This is a genomic window from Luteimonas sp. GW821-FHT14E02, assembly GCF_058803905.1.
This window is the reverse complement of sequence record NZ_JBXAPK010000009.1, coordinates 64,493-87,106: the sequence shown is the minus strand read 5'-3', so window position 1 is coordinate 87,106 and position 22,614 is coordinate 64,493. Positions and strand designations below refer to the sequence as shown.

Genomic DNA, 22,614 nt, shown 5'->3' with positions numbered 1-22,614 from the left:
GACGCCCGCTCGTCATTCCGCCGCCGCGGGAATGACGGGCAAAGGCAAAAGCGGCAAGCCCTGACCGCTACCGGCTACTGGCTGCCGTCCCCGTAATAGTGTCCGCATCGGCGGCATGCCAGCATCCCGGCATGCACAGCCACAACCACGCCGATGCCCACGGCCACGCGCATCTCTCCTCGACGCGCGCGTTCGCCACGATCACGCTGATCAACCTCGCCTACACCGTGCTGGAAGCCAGCTACGGCTTCCTGACCGATTCGCTGGCGCTGCTCTCCGACGCCGTGCACAACCTCGGCGACGTGATGGGTCTGGGCCTGGCCTGGGCCGCGGCGGCACTGGCGCGGCGCCAACCGACCGATCGCCACACCTATGGCTGGCGCCGCGCGACGCTGCTCTCGCCGCTCGCCAACGCCTTGCTGGTGGTGGCGTTTTCCGGCGCGCTGGCCTGGGAGGCCGTCGGCCGGCTCAACGCGCCGCCGCAGATCCCCGCCCTGCCGGTGATCGTGGTCGCGGCCATCGGCATCTTCGTCAACCTCGCGGCCGCGTGGTTCGTGCGCGACGGCCATGCCCACGATCTGAATCGTCGCGGCGCGTTCCTGCATCTGGTCGCCGACGCGGCGGTGTCGCTCGCCGCCGTCCTCGCCGGCATCGGCATGTACGTGTTCGGATGGAGCTGGCTCGATCCGGTGACCGCGCTGCTGATCGGCGTGGTGATCGCCGCGGGCGCGTTCGGGCTGTTGCGCGACAGCTTCAACGCGGCGATGGACGCGGTGCCGGGCAGCATCGATCAGGCCAAGGTGCTGGAATTCCTCGGCGCGCAACCCGGCGTGGCCGCCGTGCACCATCTGCACATCTGGTCGCTGGGCGCGGGCGAGATCGCGATGACCGCGCATCTGGTGCGCCCCGGGAACAACGACCACGACGCCTTCATCGACCGCCTCGCGCACGACCTCGACCATCGCTTCGGCATCAACCACCCCACCTTGCAGATCGAACATGGCAAGGCCTGCGAGCACGATCGCCACGACCGGGCACCTCACGCGCACTGAGCAAAGGAAGACCTGAATCGAGATGGCATTCAGACGCGGCCCGGCCAAGCCGCGCGGCAATGCAGCATGAGTTCCCCGCCTCGTTCCGTCTGAAAGGGAGAGTCTGAGTTCGCGCTACGGCTATAATCCTCCGGTTACGTATTCGAAACCCGGAGCCAGTCGATGACGCCGAACGACATCAAGAAGGACGCGCAGACGCGCATGCAGAAGAGCGTGGAAGCCTTGCGCCACGACCTTGGCAAGATCCGCACAGGCCGCGCCTCGACGTCGCTGGTCGAGCACCTGAAAGTGAATTACTACGGCTCCGACATGCCGCTCTCGCAGGTGGCCAGCATCGCCATCACCGACGCCCGCTCGCTCACCATCACCCCTTGGGAGAAGCAGATGGTGGCCCCGGTGGAGAAAGCGATCCTCGCCTCCGACCTCGGACTGACGCCGAACACCGCCGGAACCGTGATCCGCATCAACCTTCCGGCCCTCACCGAGGAGCGCCGCAAGGAGCTCTCGAAGGTGGTGCACGGTGAAGGCGAGAACGCCAAGGTCGCGATCCGCAACATCCGCCGCGACGCCAACCAGCACGTCAAGGACCTACTCAAGGACAAGGCCATCACCGAGGACGACGAGCGCCGCAGCGAGGACGAGATCCAGAAGCTCACCGACAAGGCGATCAAGGACGTCGACGAGGTGGTCAAGGCCAAGGAACAGGAACTGATGGCCGTCTGAGAGGCCTGACCCGGATGAGCGAGTCCCCGCCCGCGCAGGCAGCCGCCCGCGTTCCGCGCCATATCGCCGTCATCATGGACGGCAACGGACGCTGGGCCGCGCAGCGTAAGCGTCCGCGGGTGATCGGCCACCGCGCCGGCGCACGGGCGGTGAATCTGTGCATCGATTTCTGCCTGGAGCGCGGCATCGAGGCGCTGACGCTGTTCGCCTTCTCCAGCGAGAACTGGGGACGGCCCGAGGAGGAAGTCGGCGCGCTGATGAAGCTGTTCCTGGGTGCGCTCGAGCGCGAGGTGGCGGAACTCGACCGGCGCCAGGTGCGCATCCGCTTCATCGGCGAACGCGAACGCTTCGGCGAAGCCATCCGCGAGCGCATGGAAGCGGCCGAGGCCCAGACCCGTGCCAATACGCGCCTCACGCTTACCATCGCCGCCAGCTACGGCGGCCGCCAGGACATCGCGCAGGCGGCTCGCGCGCTGGCCGAAGACGTGGCCGCCGGCCGCCTGCGGCCGGAACAGATCGACGAATCGCTCCTGGCCACGCGCGTGGCCCTGGCCGACCTGCCGGCGCCGGACCTGTTCATCCGCACCGGTGGCGACCTGCGCATCAGCAATTTCCTGCTCTGGCAGCTGGCGTATACCGAATTGTGGTTCACCGAGACCCTGTGGCCCGAATTCGACGCCGCCCTCCTGCAACGCGCCCTCGACGACTATGCCGGGCGCGAGCGCCGCTTCGGCCTGACAGGCGCGCAGATCGCCGCCATGGAAGAATCCACGCCATGAGTCCCTTCCATCCGGCCGCCTCGGCAGGCAGTCCTTCCCTCATATCTCTCCGGCTCCCTTTTCCGGAGCGGGGCGCATGACCAAGACCCGCGTGATCGCCGCGCTCTTGATGGCGCCGTTGGCGATCCTGGCGATCCTGTTCCTGCCGACGCCGTGGATGGCGGCGCTGGCGGCGATCCTGTTCCTGCTCGGCCTGTGGGAATGGCTGAAGCTGGCCGAGATCGACGACACGCTGCAGCGCACCGTTCTGCTCGTCCTCAATCTGCTGCTGATGGTGCTGCTGCTGTGGGCCTCGGGCCGGCCGCTGGTGCTGTTGCAGATCGCGGCGCTGGTAGGCGTGGGCTGGTGGGTCGTGTCGCTGCTGTGGCTGCGCTTCTACGGCTTCGCCTCCGATCACGACACCCATGCGCGCGTGTTCAAGCTTGCCGCCGGCACGCTGGCGACCCTGCCCGCCTGGTGCGCCCTGGTCCTGATCCACAGCGACCAACCCTACGGCCACCGCTGGCTGCTGACCGCGCTGATGATCGTGTGGGCGGCCGATTCCGGCGCCTATTTCGCCGGCCGCCAGTTCGGCCGGATGAAATTGGCGCCGCGGATCAGCCCCAACAAGACGGTCGAAGGCCTGGCCGGTGGCCTGCTGGCCGGGATAGTGATCGGCCTCGTCATGGGCTGGTACGCGGGCGCGACGGTGGTGCAGCTGCCGGCGGTGATGCTGCTGTGCGCGGTCACCGTGCTGTTCTCGGTGGTCGGCGACCTGTTCGAGAGCCTGCTCAAGCGGCATGTCGGGGCCAAGGATTCCGGCACCCTGATCCCGGGACACGGCGGGGTCCTCGACCGCATCGACGGCGTCCTCGCGGCGTTGCCGGTGTTCCTGATCGGCAAGGAAATGCTGGGACTTTGACCGTGCAGAACGTTGCCGTCCTCGGCGCCACCGGATCGATCGGCGCCTCCGCGCTGGACGTGATTTCGCGCCATCCGGATGCGCTGCGCGCTTCCGTGCTCGCGGCCGGCAGCAATGTCGAGGCGCTGCTGGCGCTGTGCGGCCGGCACCACCCCGACCATGCCGTGATCGCCGACGAAGCCGGCTTCGCTGCGCTGCGCGACGGCCTGCGCGATGCCGGCCTGCCGACGCAGGCCCACGCGGGCGCGGGCGCGCTCGCGACGCTGGCGGCCGATGCCGCCTGCGACACGGTGGTCGCCGCGATCGTCGGCGCCGCCGGGCTGGATTCCACCCTGGCCGCCGCGGCCGCCGGCAAACGCCTGCTGCTCGCCAACAAGGAATCACTGGTGCTGGCGGGCGAACTGCTGATGGCGACCGCCGATGCCAACGGCGCCACCATCGTGCCGATCGACAGCGAACACAACGCGATCTTCCAGTGCCTGCCGACCGCGCAAGCACAGACCGGGCATCCTGCCAGCACGCCCGGCCGCTGCCTGCCGGCCGCCCGCGAGGACGTGCGCCGGATCGTGCTGACCGCCTCGGGCGGCCCGTTCCGCGGCTGGACGCGCGAGCGCTTGGCGGCGGTGACGCCCGCGCAGGCGGTGGCGCACCCGAAATGGTCGATGGGGCCGAAGATCTCGGTCGATTCAGCCACCTTGATGAACAAGGGCCTGGAAGTGATCGAGGCCCACCACCTGTTCGGGCTGCCCGGCGCGCAAATCGACGTGCTGGTGCATCCGCAGAGCCTGGTGCACTCGCTGGTGGAATTCGTCGACGGCTCCACCCTGGCCCAGCTCGGCCTGCCCGACATGCGCACCGCGCTCGCCATCGGCTTCGCCTGGCCGCAGCGGATCGCTTCCGGCGTCGGCGGACTCGACCTGCTGGCTCACGGCCGGCTCGATTTCGAGGCGCCCGATCTCGACGCCTTCCCCTGCCTGCGGCTGGCCTATGCTGCGCTGGACACCGGCGGCACGGCCCCCGCGATCCTCAATGCAGCCAACGAAATAGCAGTTTCAGCCTTTCTTCAGGGCCAGATCGGTTTCCTGTCCATTCCGGCCCTGGTCGAAGACGCACTGACGGCGCTACCGTCGGCGCCCGCAGACTCGCTGAACGCCCTGCGCGAGGCCGATCTGCGCGCGCGGCAACACGTTTCTTCCGCCCTGCCCCACCACGCCCAGCGAGTCTGAGAACAGGTTCTCCGCATGCTCGAAATCATCGGCTCCGTGTGGTGGTACATCGTCGGCCTCGGCCTGCTGATCACCTTCCACGAATTCGGCCACTTCTGGGTGGCGCGCCGCAACGGCGTCAAGGTGCTGCGCTTCTCGATCGGCTTCGGCAGGCCGTTGTGGACGCGCATCGGCAAGGACGGCGTCGAATACGTCATCGCGGCGATTCCGCTTGGCGGCTACGTCAAGATGCTGGACGAGCGCGAGACCGACGTCGCGCCGGCCGAAGCCGAGCAGGCCTTCAACAACAAATCGGTCTGGCGCCGCATCGCGATCGTCGTCGCCGGTCCGATCGCCAACCTGATCCTTTGCGTCGTGCTGTTCTGGGCGATGTTCGTGGTCGGGCGCCCCGATTACGCGCCGGTGGTCGGCCAGGTGTCCGCCATCGCCGCGGAATCCGGATTGCAGCGCGGCGACACCGTGCTCGAAGTCGACGGACGCGCCACTCCGATCTGGCGCGAAGTGCTGATGGCATTGCTGCCGGATGCGCTCGATCGCAAGGACGCCACCTTGCGCGTGCGCGATGCGCATGGCAACGAGCGCACGCGCACGCTGAAGCTGTCGCGCATTCCCGAGGACCACGACGAACGCGCTGCCTTGTCCGCCATCGGGCTGCAGGCGCGATACGAACTGCAACCGGCTGTCATCGGCAGCATCACACCCAATAGCGCCGCCTGGGGCGTCCTGGCCGAGGGCGATCGCATCACCGCCATCGACGGCGAGCCCGTGCAGTCGTTCGAAGACATCATCCCGATGATGCAGAAGCTTGGACCGCGCGACGTCGAGGTCATGGTCGAGGTGGAGCGTGACGGGGATCGCCTGGCGCTTCCGCTCAAGCCGCGTCTCACGCCCCGCAAGGATGGCAATTCGAGCTACTGGGGATTCGGGATCGCATCTGGCAAGTTCGAATTCCCTCCCAAGGACGCGATCCAGCGCTACGGCCCGATCGAAGCGGTTCCCGCCGCATTCCGCGAAATGCGCTACCAGACCAAGCAGCTGTTCGAAATGGCCGCCCGTGTCTTCAGCGGTCGCGTTTCGGTGCAGAACAGCATCGCCGGCCCGATCACCATCGCGCGCGTCGCCAACGCCTCGGCGCAGCAGGGCCTGGCCTGGTATCTGACCGTGCTGGCGCTGCTCTCGCTCAGCCTCGGCATCCTCAACCTGCTGCCGATCCCGCTCTTGGACGGGGGTCACCTCCTGTATTACCTTATTGAGTTGGTCAAGGGCAGCCCGTTAAGCGAGCGTGCGATGGCCGCCGGGCAATATGTCGGCCTCGCTTTGCTGGCGGGGTTGATGGGCCTGGCGTTCTACAACGACATACTGAACAACTTCGTGCGTTGACTGTCTGACCCGCAACCCCTGCTGCCGCCTCCCGCGGCCGGCCCTTTGCATTTCACCGTGGACCTGTATTGATGACGCGTATTCCGACCCGCCGCCTGCTTGTCCTCGCCCTCGCATCGGCTACCGCCCCCGCTTGGGCCCAGCAGGCGACCGATCCGCAGGCCGCTTTCGGCATCGCGCCACCCTCCACCGCTCCCGCCGCCGCACCCGCACTCACGCCCGCACCGGTGGTGAACAACACCGGCTTCACCGTCAGCGACATCCGCATCGACGGCCTGCAGCGCATCGGCGCCGGCACCGTGTTCACCTACCTGCCGATCGAGCGCGGCGACACCGTCGACCAGAGCCGCATCGCGCAGGCGGTGCGGGCGCTGTACAAGACCGGCTTCTTCGAGGACATCCGGGTCGATCGCCAGGGCGACATCCTGGTCGTCACCGTCACCGAGCGTCCGGCGATCAACAAGCTCACCCTGACCGGCAACAAGGACATCAAGAGCGAGGACCTGCTCAAGGGCCTGAAGGACATCGGCCTGGCCGAGGGCGAAACCTTCGACCGCCTCGCACTCGACCGGGTCACGCTGGAACTGAAGCGCCAGTACAACAACAAGGGCAAGTACAACGTCGAAGTGACGCCGACGGTGAGCAAGCTCGACCGCAACCGCGTCGACGTCACCATCGCCATCAAGGAAGGCAAGGCGGCCAAGATCCGCCACATCAACCTGGTCGGCAACGACACCTTCGAGCAGAAGCAGATCACCGACACCTGGGAATCGTCCGAAAGCAACTGGCTGAGCTGGTACCGCCGCGACGACCAGTATTCGAGCGAGAAGCTCTCCGGCGATCTCGAGAAGCTCACCAATTTCTATCTCGATCGCGGCTATATCGACTTCAACGTCGACAGCACGCAGGTCGCCATCAGCTCCGACAAGCGCGACATGTTCCTCACCATGGGCCTCACCGAGGGCGAGATCTACAAGATCTCCAAGGTCGAGGTGAGCGGTGACACGATCCTGCCGAAGGAGCAGATCGAGCGCATGGTGCTGGCCAAGCCCGAGCAGACCTTCTCGCGCGCGCTGCTGGAATTCAGCTCCGACCAGATCACGGCCACGCTCGGCAACATCGGCTACGCCTTCGCCCGCGTGAATCCGGACCTGGACGTCAATCGCGAAAACCGCACCGTCGGCATCAACATGCAGGTGGTGCCGGGACCGCGCGTGATGGTTCGCCACATCGACTTCAAGGGCAACACGCGCACCTCCGACGAAGTGATGCGCCGCGAGATGCGCCAGTTCGAAGGCAGCTGGTACTCGCAGGTGGCCGTCGACCGTTCCAAGCTGCGCCTGCAGCGCCTGGGCTTCTTCGAGCCCGGCAGCGTCGACGTCGAAACCAAGCCGGTGGCCGGTAGCAACGACGAAGTCGACGTGGTCTTCAACGTCAAGGAAACCACCTCCGGCAGCTTCGTCTTCGGCCTCGGCTACTCGCAGCTGGCCGGCCTGACCACGTCCGTGCAGCTGACGCAGAACAACTTCCTCGGCAGCGGCAACCAGGTCTCCGTGGAAGCGCAGCGCAACGTCTACCTGAAGCGCTATTCGTTCTCCTTCCTCAACCCGTACTTCACCGACAACGGCCTGACGCTGGGCTACAACCTGTGGTGGCGTGAGTTCGACAACTCCGAATACAACACCGCGCAGTACTCCTCCACCAGCGCCGCCGCCGAAGTCGTGTTCGGCCTGCCGCTGTCCGAGTCTGATTCGGTCCGCGCGTCGTTCGCCCTCGATCGCAACGAGATCTTCACCTATCGCGGCAGCACGCCCGACAGCATCGTGAAGTACATCGACGCGCTCGGCGAACGCACGTTCCACTCCTGGCGCACGACGCTGGCTTGGTCGCGCGATACGCGCAACGACTACCTGCAGCCCACCGCCGGCACCTTGAACCGCATCTCGCTGGAAACCACGCTGCCCGGCTCCACCGCCGAGTACTACAAGCTCAACTACGAGTTCTCGAAGTACTGGCCTATCTCCAGGGCGCTGGTGCTCAACACCCGCTTCGAAGTCGGCTACGGCGACAGCTACGGCTCCGACAAGACGCTCGTCAGCTGCCAGGCGCTGCCCGGCGGCCCTGTGATTCCGCCCGGCGGCAGCAGCGTCACGACCAGCAGCGCGGCCGGTTCCGGCAGCTGCCCGCCCGGCACGATCCAGACCGACAGCTTCACCGCCACCGGCCTGCCCTTCTTCGAAAACTTCTACGCCGGTGGCGCGCGCTCGGTGCGCGGCTATCGCGACAACACGCTCGGTCCGCGCGACGCACCCTACGGCTACACCGATGCCCGCTACATGCAGCCGATCGGTGGTTCGTTCAAGACGGTCGGGTCGTTTGAAATGTTCTTCCCGAAGCTGTTCGACAGCCCGGCGGCTCGCATTTCCGCGTTCCTTGACTTCGGCAACGTCTACAAGGACTACGACAGCTTCGACGCCGGCGAACTGCGCGCGTCCTACGGCATCGCGCTGATGTGGCGCGCGCCGGTCGGCCCGATCTCGATCAGCTACGCGTTCCCGCTGCGCAACCAGGGCAGCAAGTACGACGCCAACGGCGTGCAGACCCAGGAAGCCGACGAAATCGAGCGCCTGCAGTTCACCTTCGGCGGCGCGTTCTGACGCCGCCGTATCGGTCAATTGCCATGGCCGGCGCCTCGTACTCCGCCAGCGAACTGGCCGAACGTTTCGCCATCGCCTTGCACGGCGATGGCGCGGTGCGTGTCGACTCCGTGGCGACGCTCGCGAAAGCCGGCGCCGGACAGCTCGCCTTCCTCTCCAATCCACGCTATCGCCCGCAGCTCGCCGATTCGGCCGCGAGCGTCGTGGTGATGCGCGCGGCCGACGCGGAAGGCTATGGGGGCACGGCGCTGATCGCCGCTGATCCCTACGTCGCCTTCGCCAAGATCGCCGCGCTGTTCGATCCGCCCGCGGCCGTGCAGCCGGGCATCCATGCCAGCGCCGTGATCGACCCGTCCGCGGACATCGATCCTGGCGCGCAGATCGGCCCGTTCGTCGCCATCGGCGCGCGTTCGCGCGTGCATGCCGGCGCGATCGTCGGCCCGGGCTGCGTGATCGGCGAGGATTGCGAAGTCGGCGCCGGCTGCGAACTGGTCGCACGCATCACGCTCGTGCGTCGCGTGCGGCTGGGCAAGCGCGTGCTCGTCCATCCGGGCGCCGTGCTCGGCGCCGACGGTTTCGGCCTGGCAATGGATCAGGGCCGCTGGATCAAGGTGCCGCAACAAGGCGGCGTGGTGATCGGCGACGATTGCGAAATCGGCGCCAACACCACCATCGACCGCGGCGCGATCGAGGACACGGTGCTGGAAGAGGACGTCCGCCTCGACAACCAGATCCAGATCGGCCACAACGTGCGCATCGGCGCACACACCGCCATGGCGGGATGCTCGGCGGTCGCCGGCAGCGCCGTCATCGGCCGCTACTGCCTGATCGGCGGCGCCGCCGGCGTACTCGGGCACCTGGAAATCTGCGATCGCGTGATGATCACGGCGATGAGCCTGGTGACGAATTCGATCCGCGAGCCAGGAGAGTATTCTTCCGGCACCCCGCTGATGGACAACCGCGACTGGCGCAAGAGCGCCGCACGCTTCAAACAACTCGATGCAATGGCGCGCAAACTCGGCGCGCGCGATAAGGAATCCTGATGTCCTCCGAAATCATTCTGCCCCTGGATATTGCCGCCATCCGGCAGTATCTGCCGCACCGCTATCCGTTCCTGCTGGTCGATCGCGTGACCGAGCTCGAACCCGGCAAGCGCGTCCTGGCCTACAAGAACGTCACCTGCAACGAGCATTTCTTCCAGGGCCATTTCCCCGGCCATCCGGTGATGCCGGGCGTGCTGGTGATCGAAGCGCTCGCGCAGGCCGGCGGCGTGCTGAGCGAAGTCAGCCAACCCCGCAGCCAGGAAGGGCGGCTGTCGTATCTGGTGAAGGTGGACAACGCCAAGTTCTCGCGCATGGTGGTGCCGGGCGACCGCCTGGAACTCGAGGTCACGATCAAGCGCACCATCCGCAACATGACGCAGTACTGCGGCATCGCCCGCGTGGACAACCAGCAGGTCGCCAGTGCCGACATCCTCTGCGCCGAGGTGAAGGTCTGACATGTCAGTCGCGGGCATTCATGCCAGCGCGGTCATCGATCCGTCGGCACGACTCGGCGCCAATGTCTCGGTCGGCGCCTTCACCGTCATCGGTGCGGACGTGGAGATCGGCGAAGGCACGCGCATCGGCGCGCATTGCAGCATCCTCGGCCCCACCCGGATCGGCCGCGACAACCATATCCACGGCCACGCCGCCATCGGTGGCGATCCGCAGGACAAGAAATACCAGGGCGAACGCGTCGAACTGGTGATCGGCGACCGCAACGTGATCCGCGAGTTCGTCACCCTCAATCGCGGCACCGGCAACGGCGGCGGCGTCACCCGCATCGGCGACGACAACTGGCTGCTCGCCTACACCCATGTCGCGCATGACTGCCACATCGGCAACCACTGCGTGTTCTCCAACAACACCACGCTGGCCGGACACGTCAGCGTCGGCGACTGGGTGATCATGAGCGGCTTCTCCGGCGCGCATCAGTTCTGCCGCATCGGCGCGCACGCCTTCATCGGCATGGGCGCGCTGATCTCCGGCGACGTGCCGCCATTCGTGATGGTGGCGCAGAGCGAACAGGGACGCCCGCGCGGCATCAACAGCGAGGGCCTGAAGCGCCGCGGCTTCGACAGTGAACGCATCAGTGCGATCAAGCGCGCCTATCGCGCGCTCTACGTCTCGGGCGACACGCTGGAGCAGGCACGCGCCAAGCTCGGCGAGCTCGCGCAGGGCAGCGAGGACGTTCGCGCATTCCTCGAATTCATCGATAGCGGCGAGCGTCCGCTGCTGCGCTGAAACCCGCATTTCCCCTGCCCTGCCTTCGAGTTTGGCGGGAGACAGGCAAAAGTATCGCCATCGCGGCAAAATGCGCCCATTGCCTCCAGCAGTGAGCCCGCTTTGCCCTCTTCCGACCCCGGCTTACCGATCATCGCGCCGAAACGCATCGCGCTGTGCGCCGGCGAAGCTTCCGGTGACCTGCTCGGCGCCGGCCTGATCGCCGAATTGCGCAAGCGCTTTCCCGATGCGCAGTTCGCGGGCGTCGGCGGCGACGCGATGCGCGCCGCCGGCCTCGATACGTGGTTCGATGCGCAGGAGCTGGCGGTGATGGGGCTGGCGGAAGTGCTCTCGCACCTGCCGCGCCTGCTGAAACTGCGACGCAACCTGCGCAAACGCCTGCTGGCGTGGCAGCCCGACGTCTTCGTCGGCATCGATGCGCCTGATTTCAATCTCGGCGTGGAACGCTGGCTGAAGGCACGCGGCATCCGCACGGTGCATTACGTCAGTCCATCGGTGTGGGCGTGGCGGGAAAAGCGCGCGGAGAAGATCGGCCTGTCGGCTTCGCGCGTGCTGTGCCTGTTTCCGATGGAGCCGCCGACCTATGCCAAGCATGGCGTGGATGCGCGTTTCGTCGGTCATCCGCTCGCCGACGAGATGCCACTCGATCCGGATCGCGCGCAAGCGCGCGCGCGCCTCGACCTCGCGCAGGACGCGCCTGTGCTGGCGTTGCTTCCCGGTTCGCGTCTGGGCGAAATCGGCCGTCTCGGCGCGCCGTTCCTCGCCGCGGCCGCACGCGTGGCGGCGCAATTGCCTGGGCTGCGGGTCGTCGTGCCCGCCGCCAACGCCGCCTGCCGCGCGGCGATCGAACGGTTGCTGCCGGATGCCGGAATCGCGGCGCCGGATATCCAGCTCATCGACGGCAACGCCCGCACGGCGATGATCGCGGCCGACGTCGTCCTGCTCGCTTCGGGCACCGCCACGCTCGAAGCGATGCTGGCCAAGCGGCCGATGGTGGTCGGCTACAGGATCGCGCCGCTGACCTATTCGATCGTGAAGGGCTTCGGCATGCTCAAGGTCGATCGCTACGCACTACCCAACGTGTTGGCGGGCGCCGATCTCGCGCCGGAACTGATGCAGCATGACTGCACACCGGACAAGCTCTCCGATGCGGTACTCGCCTGGTTCCGCAATCCGCATGCGGTCGAATCGCTACAGGCGCGTTATCGCGAGCTGCACCTGGCCTTGCGACAGGATGCATCCGCGCGCGCGGCCGATGCGATCTCGGAATTCCTCGGCGCGGAAACGACGACGCCCGCGGATGCGGGCGTCGCGTGAACTACTCATCCAAGTAACAGCCCGGATGAAACCGGAGCGGTGCTTCCACACCGCTCCCGCCGGGTTCAGGCAAATGCCCGCCCAGGCTGCGCGATCGGCGCATCGATGATCTTGCGCGATTCCTGATCCTGTCGCTGCGTCTCCGCGTTCAATTGCTGCAGGCTCTGGTTCAACGGCTGCGTGGCGGCATGCGACTTGTCGACGTATTCGCGATTCACGTCATGCGGATTGTTCGGATTGATCTGCACGGCGATCAGGCCCTTGCCGTCGGTGCTGGCCACGATCTTGTCGACCCGCTCCATGCCGGTCACCTTGGCTTCAAAGGCGATGGTGCCGGCGGCACGCTCCATCTGCTCGCGGTTCGCGAAGCCGCCGTTGGGGCCCAGCTTCTCCAGCGCCTGCATGGCCTGATTGAAGATCGGATTCGCGCGACCCAGACGCTCGGCCTCGGACTGCGGCGCGGGCTCCGGCTTGGCATCGACCGGACGCACCGGGTCGGTCTGGCCCAACTGCTGCGCCTTGTTCTTGATCGCATCGAGCGTCTTGGGATCGGCGATGCCCGTGGGGTCCAGCCCGTTCTTTTCCTGGAACGCCTTCACCGCATCACGCGTACCGTCGCCGTAATAACCATCCACGCCGATCGCCTTGCCGTTTGGACCGGTGACGCCGAGCTTGTTGAGGTTTTCCTGCAACCCGCGCACGGTCTCGTCGATCGAGCCCAGGGTCTTCGGACCGGCCTTGCCGTCCACCGGCTGCAGATTGGCGCCGCGCTGATAGGCTTCCACCGCCTGCTTCGTCTCGGCCGTGAACTTGCCGTCCACCGCGAGCACCTGGCTCTGGGCATCGACGTAGCCGAGACCGGCGAGGTTCGCTTCCAGCTTGCGGACCTTCTTGCCGCTCTCGCCCTGCTCGAGCACGGCGTCGGACGACTTGCTCTGCGAACCGCCACCGAGCGCGGCCTTGGCCTGCTTGAGATCCTCGTCGGTCTTCTCGGTGTTCGGATCGAAGTCGCGCTTGCTCACCTTGGCATGCGCGCGGTCGAGCGCTTCCTTCTTGCTCGGATCGCCGTAATTGTTCTCGTACTTTTCCGCCACCGACGCCGCTTTCGGGCCGTCATAGAACGAATAGGTGCCCTTGATCTCCTTGGTCTTCGCCAGCAGCGCGTCGTAATCGCCGCCGTCCTTCAGCACCTTCTCCAGTTTTTCCAACTGGCTCGGGAACTGGTTAGCGGTCTTGGCAAGGATGTTGATGGCTTCGAAGCGACGATCCTCCGGCACATTGCTTCCGTGCTTGTCGAGGATCGACATCGCGGTCTGCGTCGCGTTCCTCACCTGCGGATAGTCGATGTTGCTGTGGATCCACTTCTTGCCTTCATCGGAAGACGCCCAGGCATTGATGCTGTCGCGGGTGTCGGTATCGATGTAGGTGATGGAGGAGCGCTTGCCCTCGCCGTTGCCGTGCGTCAGCAGATCGGTGCGCAGCTGCGCGAGGTCGTCGGTGAATTTCAGGCCATGCTGCTTCGCGTAGGCCGAAGCCTGCTCGATGACGGCATCGACGTACGTCTTCTCGCCTTCGTTGAGCTTGCGGTTCTCGATCGCGCCGAGCGGCCAGGTGCCGCGCTGTCCGAAATCGACCTGGATCGTGCCCATGCTGTAGCCGCTGTTCGCGGCGACCGCGCTGACCTGGCCCCATTCGCTCTTGTCGACACCGGCGACCGACAGGCGGTACGACGCGCTGCCGCCTTCGGTTCCGCGCCCGACGGTGAAATAGACCGCGCCCGCCAGGGCATCCAAATTCCTCGTATCGATGTTATCCGTCACAAATCACCTCCTGAGTGAGTGGGGATCAGAGCTTTGCCAATTGAAGAGATTTCTCGTGCTGGATCGACATCAGACCTTGATGGCTCATGCCGTTCCGTTTTTCCGTGGTACGCGAACCTGCCCGCGCCCGCCTTGCCGGTTTATCGCGAAAGGCGCGCGCTTGAGTGGCCCGCGATCAAACTTCCGGTGGTCATCCCGCGGAGCGGGCCGGCGCGTTTCGGGGGAATGTCATGTCAAACGTCGAAGCCGACGCCGCGCTGACATGACAAGACCAACTCCGGTCAGCCGACCAGAGGGATTCGCGGTGAGAGGGGTTCCCCGAAGTGGCAGGCCGCCGGTCGAGGCTTTCGATTCCTTTAGACTTCATCCGAATGTTCCATGTCTTGCGATGCCCCCAATCCTTGGGGACGTTCAGGTTACCGAATTCGATGGTTAAATTACCGTTAATAGCAGGAATCGACGAAGCCGGACGTGGACCATTGGCCGGTCCTGTGACGGTAGCCGCAGTCATCCTGCACCCGGACCGCCCCATCGAAGGCCTCAACGACTCCAAGAAGCTGCCGGAAGCGCGTCGCGAGGCGCTGTATCCGCTGATCATGGAACGCGCGCTGGCTTGGCGCGTGGAATTCGTCGAAGCCGACGAGATCGATGCGCTGAACATCCTGCAGGCCACGCTCGTCGGCATGCGCAGGGCCCTGTGCGCGCTGACGCCCGCCGCGCAATTCGCGCGCATCGACGGCAATCGATTGCCGCGCGACCTGCCCTGCCCGGCCGAGGCATTGATCGGCGGCGACGCGCTCGATCCGGCGATCATGGCGGCCTCGATCCTGGCCAAGGTCGCGCGCGATCGCGCCATGCGCGCGCTGCACGTCGACTATCCGCAATACGGCTTCGACGCGCACAAAGGCTATCCCACGCCCGCGCATTTGCAGGCGCTGTCGCTGCATGGGCCATGTCCGCAACACCGCCGCAGTTTCGCGCCGGTGCGTGAATGCGGAGCATCTCTGCTTCCGCAAAACGCATCGATTGGCTGACTGGTTCAGCGCATTGACACTGCGCGTCACATGACTGCGGGTGCCGCCGGAATGGACAATCCAGGCTCATGATGCGGCCTGCACACAGATGAAAAATCGCTAAGCCGCTTGCGATGCCGGTAGGCGTGCTGTGCGTCGCGTCACGCCCGCACCGAAGGAAACGTGCGCACACTGAGGTCGCGCACGCAGCATGTTCGTCTTGACGATGCCGGACGCGCCACCTTTCCGGTCAGGGGCCGTCCGATGCAATGACAGGCCGGAATCCGAGGTGTTCCATGGCCTTCTCCTTCTCCTCCTCGATGCCTCCACTGGGTGGGGCCGCCTCGCCGAACGCCAGACGGCCGGCCACGGGCGTGCCGGCGCTGCAGCCCTCGGCGGTCGCCCGGTTCGACGCGCTAATCCATGAACTGCATCCGGATGCGCCGCGTGTCGATGTCCCACGCCTGCGGCGGCTGATCAACTGGCTCAACGACATGCCGCCGGAACAGGCGGAATATGAGATCGGCGAGCGCCTCCACCGCCTGCACGAACTACGCGCGATGTGCGCGGATGCCGACTGGGATTGCACCGAGGCGCAGCGCATGCGGATGAAGAAGCTCAACGACTACGTGCAACTCGAGAATGATCTGATCCCGGACCACGTGCCGCTGCTCGGCCGCCTAGACGACGTGCTGCTGATCGAGCTGACCTGGCCGGCATTCGCCGAGGAAGTCGAGGACTACCGCGATTTCTGCGACTACCGCACCACGCGGCACCCGACCGGCGACGGCGACGCCCAGCGCGCGGCCTGGGTCCGCGACCGCCTGGACGAACTGGCCCTGGCGTCGCAGCGCCTGCGCGTTCACACGCGGCACTACGGCCCGGACCCGCACGCGGCGGAGCACAGGCCATTCCGGGTGGTGTGACCGGGTGATCTGATCCCGCAAGTCGCCGCTCCCCACCCGCCGAGCACTCCGCGGGCATCGGGACACGCCCTTTCCCCATCTCGGGGCGAGGGCGTTTTCGACCGGATTCCGATCCCGGCAACCAGACACGGCCGGTGTCCGTCGCTTTCAATCCGAGCGGCGATGTCAAGCCTTGTTCCTGTCCGTCCCACGCCCTAACCTGCGGGTCGATCACTCGTTCGCAAGACCGGCCATCGTGGCGCGACACTGCCTCGGACTGGTCTGCTGAGCCGTCCCGTTCATGCCCGCACGCTTCGCCCACCTCCACCTGCACAGCGAGTATTCGCTGGCCGATTCGACGATCCGCATCCCGGAACTCGTCAAGCGTTGCGCCGCGCTCGGCCTGCCAGCGGTGGCGGTGACCGATCGCAACAATCTGTTCTCGCTGGTGAAGTTCTACCGCGCCGCCGAGGGCACCGGCATCAAGCCGATCGCCGGTGCCGACGTGCTCATCGCCGAGGGCGACGAGGCGCCATCGCGGCTCACGCTGCTGTGTCGCGATCACGACGGCTATCTGGCGCTCTCGCGCCTGCTCACGCGCGCGTGGATGGAAGGACAGCGCCATGATGGCGTGGTGGTGCGCCCGCATTGGCTGAAGGAGAGCAACGACGGCTCTGCCGTGAAAGGCTTGTTCGCCCTCTCGGGACGGCAGGCGCAGGCGGGACAGCTCGCCGAAGGCGGCCGTCACGATCTCGCCGAAGGTGTGCTGGCCGATCTGCAACGCACGTTCGACGACCGGCTGCATCTGGAAATCACCCGCGCCGGCCTGGAGGGCGAAACCGCCTACAACACGTTCGCGCTGCATGCGGCGTCGAAACTCGGCATTCCCGTGGTGGCGAGCAACGATGTGCGCTTCCTCGACGAGAGCGGCTTCGACGCGCACGAGGCGCGCGTGTGCATCGCGTCCGGCCGCGTGCTCGACGATCCGCGCCGTCCGCACGACTACACACCGCAGCAATACCTGAAATCCGCCGACGAAATGGCGGAACTGTTCGCCGACGTGCCCGACGCCATCGACAACGCGGTCGCGCTGGCGCAGCGCTGCAATCTCGAACTGCGCCTGGGCACGTACTTCCTGCCGGCGTTCCCGGTCCCGTCGGATCACACGCTGGATTCCTGGATCCGCAGCGAGGCAAGCGACGGCCTGGTCAAGCGTTTGCAGAAACATCCCGTCGCCGACGGCTACACCCGCGCCGATTACGAAGCGCGGCTGGATCGCGAGCTCGACGTCATCATCAAGATGGGGTTCCCCGGTTACTTCCTGATCGTGGCCGACTTCATCAACTGGGCGAAGGACCACGGCATTCCGGTCGGCCCGGGACGCGGTTCGGGCGCCGGTTCGCTCGTCGCATGGGCCTTGGGCATCACCGATCTCGATCCGTTGCCCTACGACCTGCTGTTCGAACGCTTCCTCAATCCGGAACGCGTGTCGATGCCGGACTTCGACATCGACTTCTGCATGGATCGCCGCGACGAGGTGATCGACTACGTCGCGGCGAAGTATGGCCGCGACCGCGTCAGCCAGATCATCACCTACGGCACGATGGCGGCGAAGGCGGTGGTGCGCGACGCCGGCCGCGTGCTCGGTTTCCCCTACGGCTTCGTCGACGGCATCGCAAAACTCATTCCGCTGACGCTGGGCGTCTGCCTCGACGACGCGCTCGGCCGCTCGGAGGAAGCGCAACGCGATCCCGAACTGTCCAGCAGCGAACTGATCCAGCGCTACAACGACGAGGACGACGTCCGCGATCTGATCGACCTCGCACTGCAACTGGAAGACCTCACCCGCAACGCCGGCAAGCACGCCGGTGGCGTGGTGATCGCGCCGAGCCCGCTCAGCGATTTCTGCCCGCTGTTCGCCGAACACGACGGCGAGGGCCGCGGCCGCAACCCGGTCACGCAATTCGACAAGGACGATGTCGAGGCCGTCGGGCTGGTCAAGTTCGACTTCCTCGGCCTGCGCACGCTCACCATCATCGACTGGGCGGTGAAGGCGATCAACGCGCATCGCGCGCACCTGCAGGAGGCACCGCTCGACATCGCATCGCTGCCGCTCGACGACGTGAAAGCCTACGAGCTGTTCGCACGCGGTGAAACGGTCGCGGTGTTCCAGTTCGAATCCCGCGGCATGCGCGAATTGCTCAAGCGCGCGAAACCCGACCGCTTCGAAGACCTCATCGCCTTGAACTCGCTGTTCCGGCCAGGCCCGATGGACCTGATCCCGGACTTCATCGAGCGCAAGCACGGCCGTGCGGAAGTGAAGTATCCGCATCCGCTGCTGGAACCCGTGCTCGCGCCCACCTACGGCGTCTTCGTCTACCAGGAACAGGTGATGCAGACCGCGCAGGTGCTGGCCGGCTATTCGCTGGGCGGCGCCGACCTGCTGCGCCGCGCGATGGGCAAGAAGAAAGTCGAGGAGATGGCGAAGGAGCGCAGCAAGTTCGAAACCGGTGCGAAGGAGCACCACAACATCGAACCGCGCGTCTCCGGCCCGATCTTCGACTTGATGGAGAAGTTCGCCGGCTACGGCTTCAACAAGTCGCACGCGGCCGCCTATTCGCTGGTCGCCTATCAGACCGCCTGGCTGAAGGTGCACTACCCCGCCGAGTTCATGGCCGCAGTGCTGTCCTCGGACATGGACAGCACCGACAAGGTGGTGATGTTCCTCGACGAAGCGCGCGCGCTCGGCCTCACCGTGCTGCCGCCGGACGTCAACGCGTCGAACTACATGTTCGAGGCGATCGACGAACGCACCATCCGTTATGGCCTCGGCGCGGTGAAGGGCGTCGGCCAGGGCGCCTGCGAGGCCATCGCGTCCGAGCGTCTACGCTCCGGCCAGTACGAGGACCTGCTCGACTTCTGCCGCCGCGTGGAATCGTCGAAGTTGAACCGGCGCACGCTGGAAGCACTGACCAACGCCGGCGCGCTCGATGCGCTCGGCAAGAATCGCGCATCGCTGCAGCTGCAATTGCCGGAAGTGCTGAAGGCCACCGACCAGATGGCGCGCGAACGCGAAGCCGGCCAGAACTCGTTGTTCGGCGGCTTCGCCGAACCCGCCTCCAGTTCGCGTATCGAACTGCCGGAAACCGAGGAATGGCCGCTGGCGCAGAAGCTCAACGGCGAACGCGACACCCTCGGCCATTACCTGAGCGGCCATCCGATCGATCCCTACCGCGACGAACTCACGCTGCTGGTGGGCACCGACCTCAGCCAGCTCGACACCGTGTGGGAGCGCTCGCAACAGGGCGGACGCTCGCAGGAAGGCCGCAGCTGGCGCCAGGAAACCACCGCGATCGTTGCCGGCATGGTGATCGGCATGCGCAAGCGCGGCGATTCACAGGCCTTTGTGCAGCTCGAGGACGGACGCGGCCGCATCGAATGCGCGTTCTTCGCCGAGGCCTATTTCGAATTCGCGCAGCTGCTCACGCGCGACCGCATCCTGATCGTCGAGGGCGGCCTGCGCGAGGACGAGTTCAGCGGCGGTTTCTCCCTGCGCGCGCGGCGCTGCTGGGACTATCGCCAGCTCTGTCCGCAGAGCGCGCAGCAACTGGCCTTGCGCCTGGACCTGCGCGTCCCGGGCCTGCTCGACCGCATCGAGCACGTGCTGGCCCAGCATCGCCCCGGCAACACGCCCCTGCGCTACGACCTGCTGCTGCCGGCCGGCACCGCCGGCACGCTGGATCTCAACGGCAGCAACGGCGTGCGGGTCGATGCCGACCTCGCCGGCAGCCTGCGCGCCCAGCCCGGCGTGCGGACGGTGCGGGTGGCCATGGGCAATCGACCCTGGGCGAATTAGCAGTTGCTCTCCCTTCTCCCCTTGGGAGAAGGTGGCGCGAAGCGCCGGATGAGGGAAGGATAATGACTTGCCAGGGAACGCTCCCGTGGGTCTGGATCCTCCTTCCCTCATCCGCCCCTGTGGGGCACCTTCTCCCGGAGGGAGAAGGGAAAAGGCGATCCTTCGGCTAGACTGTCCCCTTTCCCGCGGCCATCCCGCTGATGAACCCGAATTACCTGGACTTCGAGCAACCCATTGCCGACCTGGAGGCCAAGATCCAGGACCTGCGCCAGGCCAGCACCGGCCCGGCGGTCAACGTCGACGCCGAAGTACACGCCCTGCAGGACAAGCTGCGGCTGCGCACCGCGCAGATCTTCCGCGACCTCACGCCCTGGCAGGTCTCGCAGCTCGCCCGCCATCCGGCGCGGCCGTACACCTACGACTACATCCGCGTGATCTGCGACGAGTTCCAGGAGCTCGCCGGCGACCGCGCCTACGCCGACGACAGCGCCATTGTCGGCGGCCTCGGCCGCATCGACGGCCGCAGCGTGATGATCATCGGCCACGAGAAGGGCCGCGACACCAAGTCCAAGGTGCGCCGCAACTTCGGCATGCCGCGCCCGGAGGGTTATCGCAAGGCGCTGCGCCTGATGAAGATGGCCGAGCGCTTCAAGCTGCCGCTGCTGACCTTCATCGACACGCCCGGCGCCTATCCCGGCATCGGTGCCGAGGAGCGCGGCCAGTCCGAGGCCATCGCCCGCAACCTGCTGGAAATGTCGGAGTTGCGCACACCGATCATCTGCTCCGTGGTCGGCGAAGGCGGCTCCGGCGGCGCGCTCGCCATCGGCGTCGGCGACCGCACGCTGATGCTCGAATACAGCACCTACTCGGTGATCACGCCGGAAGGGTGTGCCTCGATCCTGTGGAAAACCGCCGACAAGGCCAAGGACGCCGCCGAACAGCTCGGCTTGACCGCCAAGCGCCTGCTCGAACTCGGCCTGATCGACAAGATCGTGCGCGAGCCGACCGGCGGCGCGCATCGCAATCCGAAACAGATGGCGACGCGACTGAAAGCGGTGCTGCTCAACGAACTGGATGCGCTGCAAGGGATTCCGGCCGACGAACTCATCGAGAAGCGCTACCGCCGCCTGCGCGGCTACGGTGCTTACGAAGCAGCCTGAAGCAAACGCACGACGCGACAACGCACACGGAATGTCGATGAGCCTGATCCCATGAGCCCTATCCTGATCCTGTCTGTCCTGCTGCAGATCACCTGCGCCGTGCACGTCATCCGGACCGGGCGCCCGATGTACTGGATCTTCCTCCTGCTGATCGGATCGTTCATCGCCGTGGCGATCTACGTGTTCGCGGAAGTGCTGCCGGAGATGCGCCACAGCCGCGGCGCACGGCGCGTGGTGCGCAGCGTGCACGACCGTATCGATCCCGAACGCGGCAAGCGCAAGGCGAGCCGCCAGCTCGATATCGCCGACACCCAGGACAACCGCCGACGCCTCGCCGAGCAGAGCCTGCTCAGCGGCGACTACCAGCAGGCGGCTGAGCTCTACCGCTCCGCCCTCAAGGGTCTTTACAAGACCGACCCGAACCTCATGCTCGGGCTGGCCAAGGCGCAGTTCGCCCTCGAACAGCCGCAGCAGGCGAAGCAGACACTGGATGAGCTCATCGCCGCCAATCCCGACTTCCGCTCCAGCGACGGCCATTTGCTGTATGCGCGCACGGTCGAGGCCAGCGGCGAAGTCGCCGCCGCGCTGCACGAATACGAAGCCGTCGTCGCGGGCGGCTATCCCGGCGAGGAAGCGCGCGTGCGCTATGCCTTGCTGCTCAAGCGCAACGGCGAACTCGCCAAGGCGGGCGCCTTGTTCGCCGAGACCATCAAACGGGCGAAGCTGGCGCCGAGCTACTACCAGCGCGAACAGCGCGAGTGGATCGATATCGCCAAGCGCGAAGCGCTCTGAAAAAATCGATGCCGCCGGCTATTGCTGTCCCGGCGGAGTTTCGAGGCCGGCAAATCCTTCGAATCTGCTGACCACCTTGCCGTACAAGGCCTCGCGCGGGACGGTGCCCCAGAAGCGACTGTCGTCGCTACGGTCGCGGTTGTCGCCCATCATGAAGTAGTGGCCCGGCGGCACGTCCCAATCGCCTTCGCCCTGATCGACGAATGGCAGATTCTCCATCTCCAGGATGGCATGTGGGTGGCCTGGAAGGTTCTCGCGCAACTCGGCGGCGCCGGTCATGTAGGCATCCCTGCCATGTCCTTCGTAAGCACCGATCCGCTCATAGGACACCGGCTTGCCGTTGATGGTGACCTCGTTGTTTTCGTAAACGATGTGGTCGCCGGGCAACCCGACCACCCGCTTGACCCATGTCTGATCGGGATGATGCGGCGGCGAGAAAACCACGATGTCGCCACGTGCCGGCTCATGATTCCGGTAGTAGCCCGCATTGGTGAAAATGAACGTGCCCGTCTTCAGCGTGGGCAACATGCTGCTGGCAGGCACGCGATAAACCCCAAAACCGAGGATCCGCTGCCGTGGATCATGCGATCGCACTCCGAACGGATTGATCACGTACATGGCGATGACAGCCAGCGCAGCCAGCACCGCCAACGACAGCAATCCCTTCGCGATCCATTGCCTTGCGGTCGCCATGGCTTTCCCCAAAAACCCGGAACGACTCTAGCAGACCCTCAGCGGCGACCGGCGC

At 66.1% G+C, this 22,614-nt stretch carries 18 protein-coding genes; 16 read left to right on the top strand and 2 right to left on the bottom strand.

The genetic code is table 11. The features are described from left to right. Positions 1 to 131: 131 nt before the first annotated feature. The 11 genes from AC1RNP_RS14995 to lpxB all read left to right on the top strand — a co-directional run bounded on the left by AC1RNP_RS14995 (position 132) and on the right by lpxB (position 12,320). Positions 132 to 1,052: a cation diffusion facilitator family transporter gene (locus AC1RNP_RS14995; protein WP_493052082.1), complete on the top strand. Its 921-nt coding sequence runs from the start codon at positions 132 to 134 to the stop codon at positions 1,050 to 1,052. Between the two features lie 162 nt (positions 1,053 to 1,214). Then, entirely contained in the window at positions 1,215 to 1,775 is a 561-nt protein-coding gene (gene frr / locus AC1RNP_RS14990) for a ribosome recycling factor (protein ID WP_226470032.1), read from the top strand. Between the two features lie 14 nt (positions 1,776 to 1,789). Further along, positions 1,790 to 2,554 carry a polyprenyl diphosphate synthase gene (gene uppS, locus AC1RNP_RS14985; RefSeq protein WP_493052081.1) on the top strand — a complete coding sequence of 255 codons (765 nt, stop codon included), beginning with the start codon at positions 1,790 to 1,792 and terminating at the stop codon, positions 2,552 to 2,554. Positions 2,555 to 2,630: 76 nt separating this feature from the next. Beyond that, a complete protein-coding gene (locus AC1RNP_RS14980) occupies positions 2,631 to 3,455 on the top strand; it encodes a phosphatidate cytidylyltransferase (RefSeq protein WP_493052080.1) in 825 nt (274 codons plus the stop codon). Next, positions 3,452 to 4,681: a 1-deoxy-D-xylulose-5-phosphate reductoisomerase gene (gene dxr / locus AC1RNP_RS14975; protein WP_493052079.1), complete on the top strand. Its 1,230-nt coding sequence runs from the start codon at positions 3,452 to 3,454 to the stop codon at positions 4,679 to 4,681. The genes AC1RNP_RS14980 and dxr overlap by 4 nt, the downstream gene beginning before the upstream one ends. Positions 4,682 to 4,696: 15 nt before the next feature. Beyond that, positions 4,697 to 6,061: an RIP metalloprotease RseP gene (gene rseP / locus AC1RNP_RS14970; protein ID WP_493052078.1), complete on the top strand. Its 1,365-nt coding sequence runs from the start codon at positions 4,697 to 4,699 to the stop codon at positions 6,059 to 6,061. A 71-nt stretch (positions 6,062 to 6,132) separates the two neighbouring features. Further along, the gene (gene bamA / locus AC1RNP_RS14965) at positions 6,133 to 8,718 is read left to right on the top strand and encodes an outer membrane protein assembly factor BamA (RefSeq protein WP_493052077.1); all 2,586 of its coding nucleotides are present in this window, start codon (positions 6,133 to 6,135) and stop codon (positions 8,716 to 8,718) included. 23 nt (positions 8,719 to 8,741) lie between these two features. After that, positions 8,742 to 9,761 carry a UDP-3-O-(3-hydroxymyristoyl)glucosamine N-acyltransferase gene (gene lpxD / locus AC1RNP_RS14960; protein ID WP_493052076.1) on the top strand — a complete coding sequence of 340 codons (1,020 nt, stop codon included), beginning with the start codon at positions 8,742 to 8,744 and terminating at the stop codon, positions 9,759 to 9,761. Next, complete coding sequence (fabZ, locus tag AC1RNP_RS14955; RefSeq protein WP_493052075.1) at positions 9,761 to 10,216, top strand: 3-hydroxyacyl-ACP dehydratase FabZ; 456 nt, start codon at positions 9,761 to 9,763, stop codon at positions 10,214 to 10,216. Before lpxD ends, fabZ begins: the two co-directional genes overlap by 1 nt. 1 nt (position 10,217) lies before the next feature. Then, positions 10,218 to 11,003, top strand: a complete 786-nt coding sequence (lpxA, locus tag AC1RNP_RS14950; protein ID WP_493052074.1) for an acyl-ACP--UDP-N-acetylglucosamine O-acyltransferase — start codon at positions 10,218 to 10,220, stop codon at positions 11,001 to 11,003. Between the two features lie 78 nt (positions 11,004 to 11,081). Beyond that, entirely contained in the window at positions 11,082 to 12,320 is a 1,239-nt protein-coding gene (lpxB, locus tag AC1RNP_RS14945; protein ID WP_493052186.1) for a lipid-A-disaccharide synthase, read from the top strand. 65 nt (positions 12,321 to 12,385) lie between these two features. On the opposite strand, the gene AC1RNP_RS14940 is transcribed toward lpxB, so the two are convergent. Beyond that, positions 12,386 to 14,140: a peptidoglycan-binding protein gene (locus AC1RNP_RS14940; protein ID WP_493052073.1), complete on the bottom strand. Its 1,755-nt coding sequence runs from the start codon at positions 14,138 to 14,140 to the stop codon at positions 12,386 to 12,388. 371 nt (positions 14,141 to 14,511) lie between these two features. On the opposite strand from AC1RNP_RS14940, the gene rnhB reads away from it, so the two are divergent. From rnhB to AC1RNP_RS14915, 5 genes are all read left to right on the top strand, one after another. Further along, positions 14,512 to 15,174, top strand: a complete 663-nt coding sequence (gene rnhB / locus AC1RNP_RS14935) for a ribonuclease HII (RefSeq protein WP_493052072.1) — start codon at positions 14,512 to 14,514, stop codon at positions 15,172 to 15,174. A 275-nt stretch (positions 15,175 to 15,449) separates the two neighbouring features. Beyond that, complete coding sequence (locus tag AC1RNP_RS14930; protein WP_493052071.1) at positions 15,450 to 16,079, top strand: hypothetical protein; 630 nt, start codon at positions 15,450 to 15,452, stop codon at positions 16,077 to 16,079. A gap of 280 nt (positions 16,080 to 16,359) precedes the next feature. Next, positions 16,360 to 19,914: a DNA polymerase III subunit alpha gene (gene dnaE / locus AC1RNP_RS14925; protein ID WP_493052070.1), complete on the top strand. Its 3,555-nt coding sequence runs from the start codon at positions 16,360 to 16,362 to the stop codon at positions 19,912 to 19,914. Between the two features lie 200 nt (positions 19,915 to 20,114). After that, entirely contained in the window at positions 20,115 to 21,074 is a 960-nt protein-coding gene (locus tag AC1RNP_RS14920; protein WP_493052069.1) for an acetyl-CoA carboxylase carboxyltransferase subunit alpha, read from the top strand. 51 nt (positions 21,075 to 21,125) lie between these two features. Beyond that, positions 21,126 to 21,866, top strand: a complete 741-nt coding sequence (locus tag AC1RNP_RS14915; RefSeq protein ID WP_493052068.1) for a tetratricopeptide repeat protein — start codon at positions 21,126 to 21,128, stop codon at positions 21,864 to 21,866. 18 nt (positions 21,867 to 21,884) lie between these two features. Here the strand turns inward: AC1RNP_RS14915 and lepB are convergent, their stop codons facing one another. Continuing rightward, complete coding sequence (lepB, locus tag AC1RNP_RS14910) at positions 21,885 to 22,559, bottom strand: signal peptidase I (RefSeq protein ID WP_493052067.1); 675 nt, start codon at positions 22,557 to 22,559, stop codon at positions 21,885 to 21,887. Positions 22,560 to 22,614 lie beyond the last annotated feature (55 nt).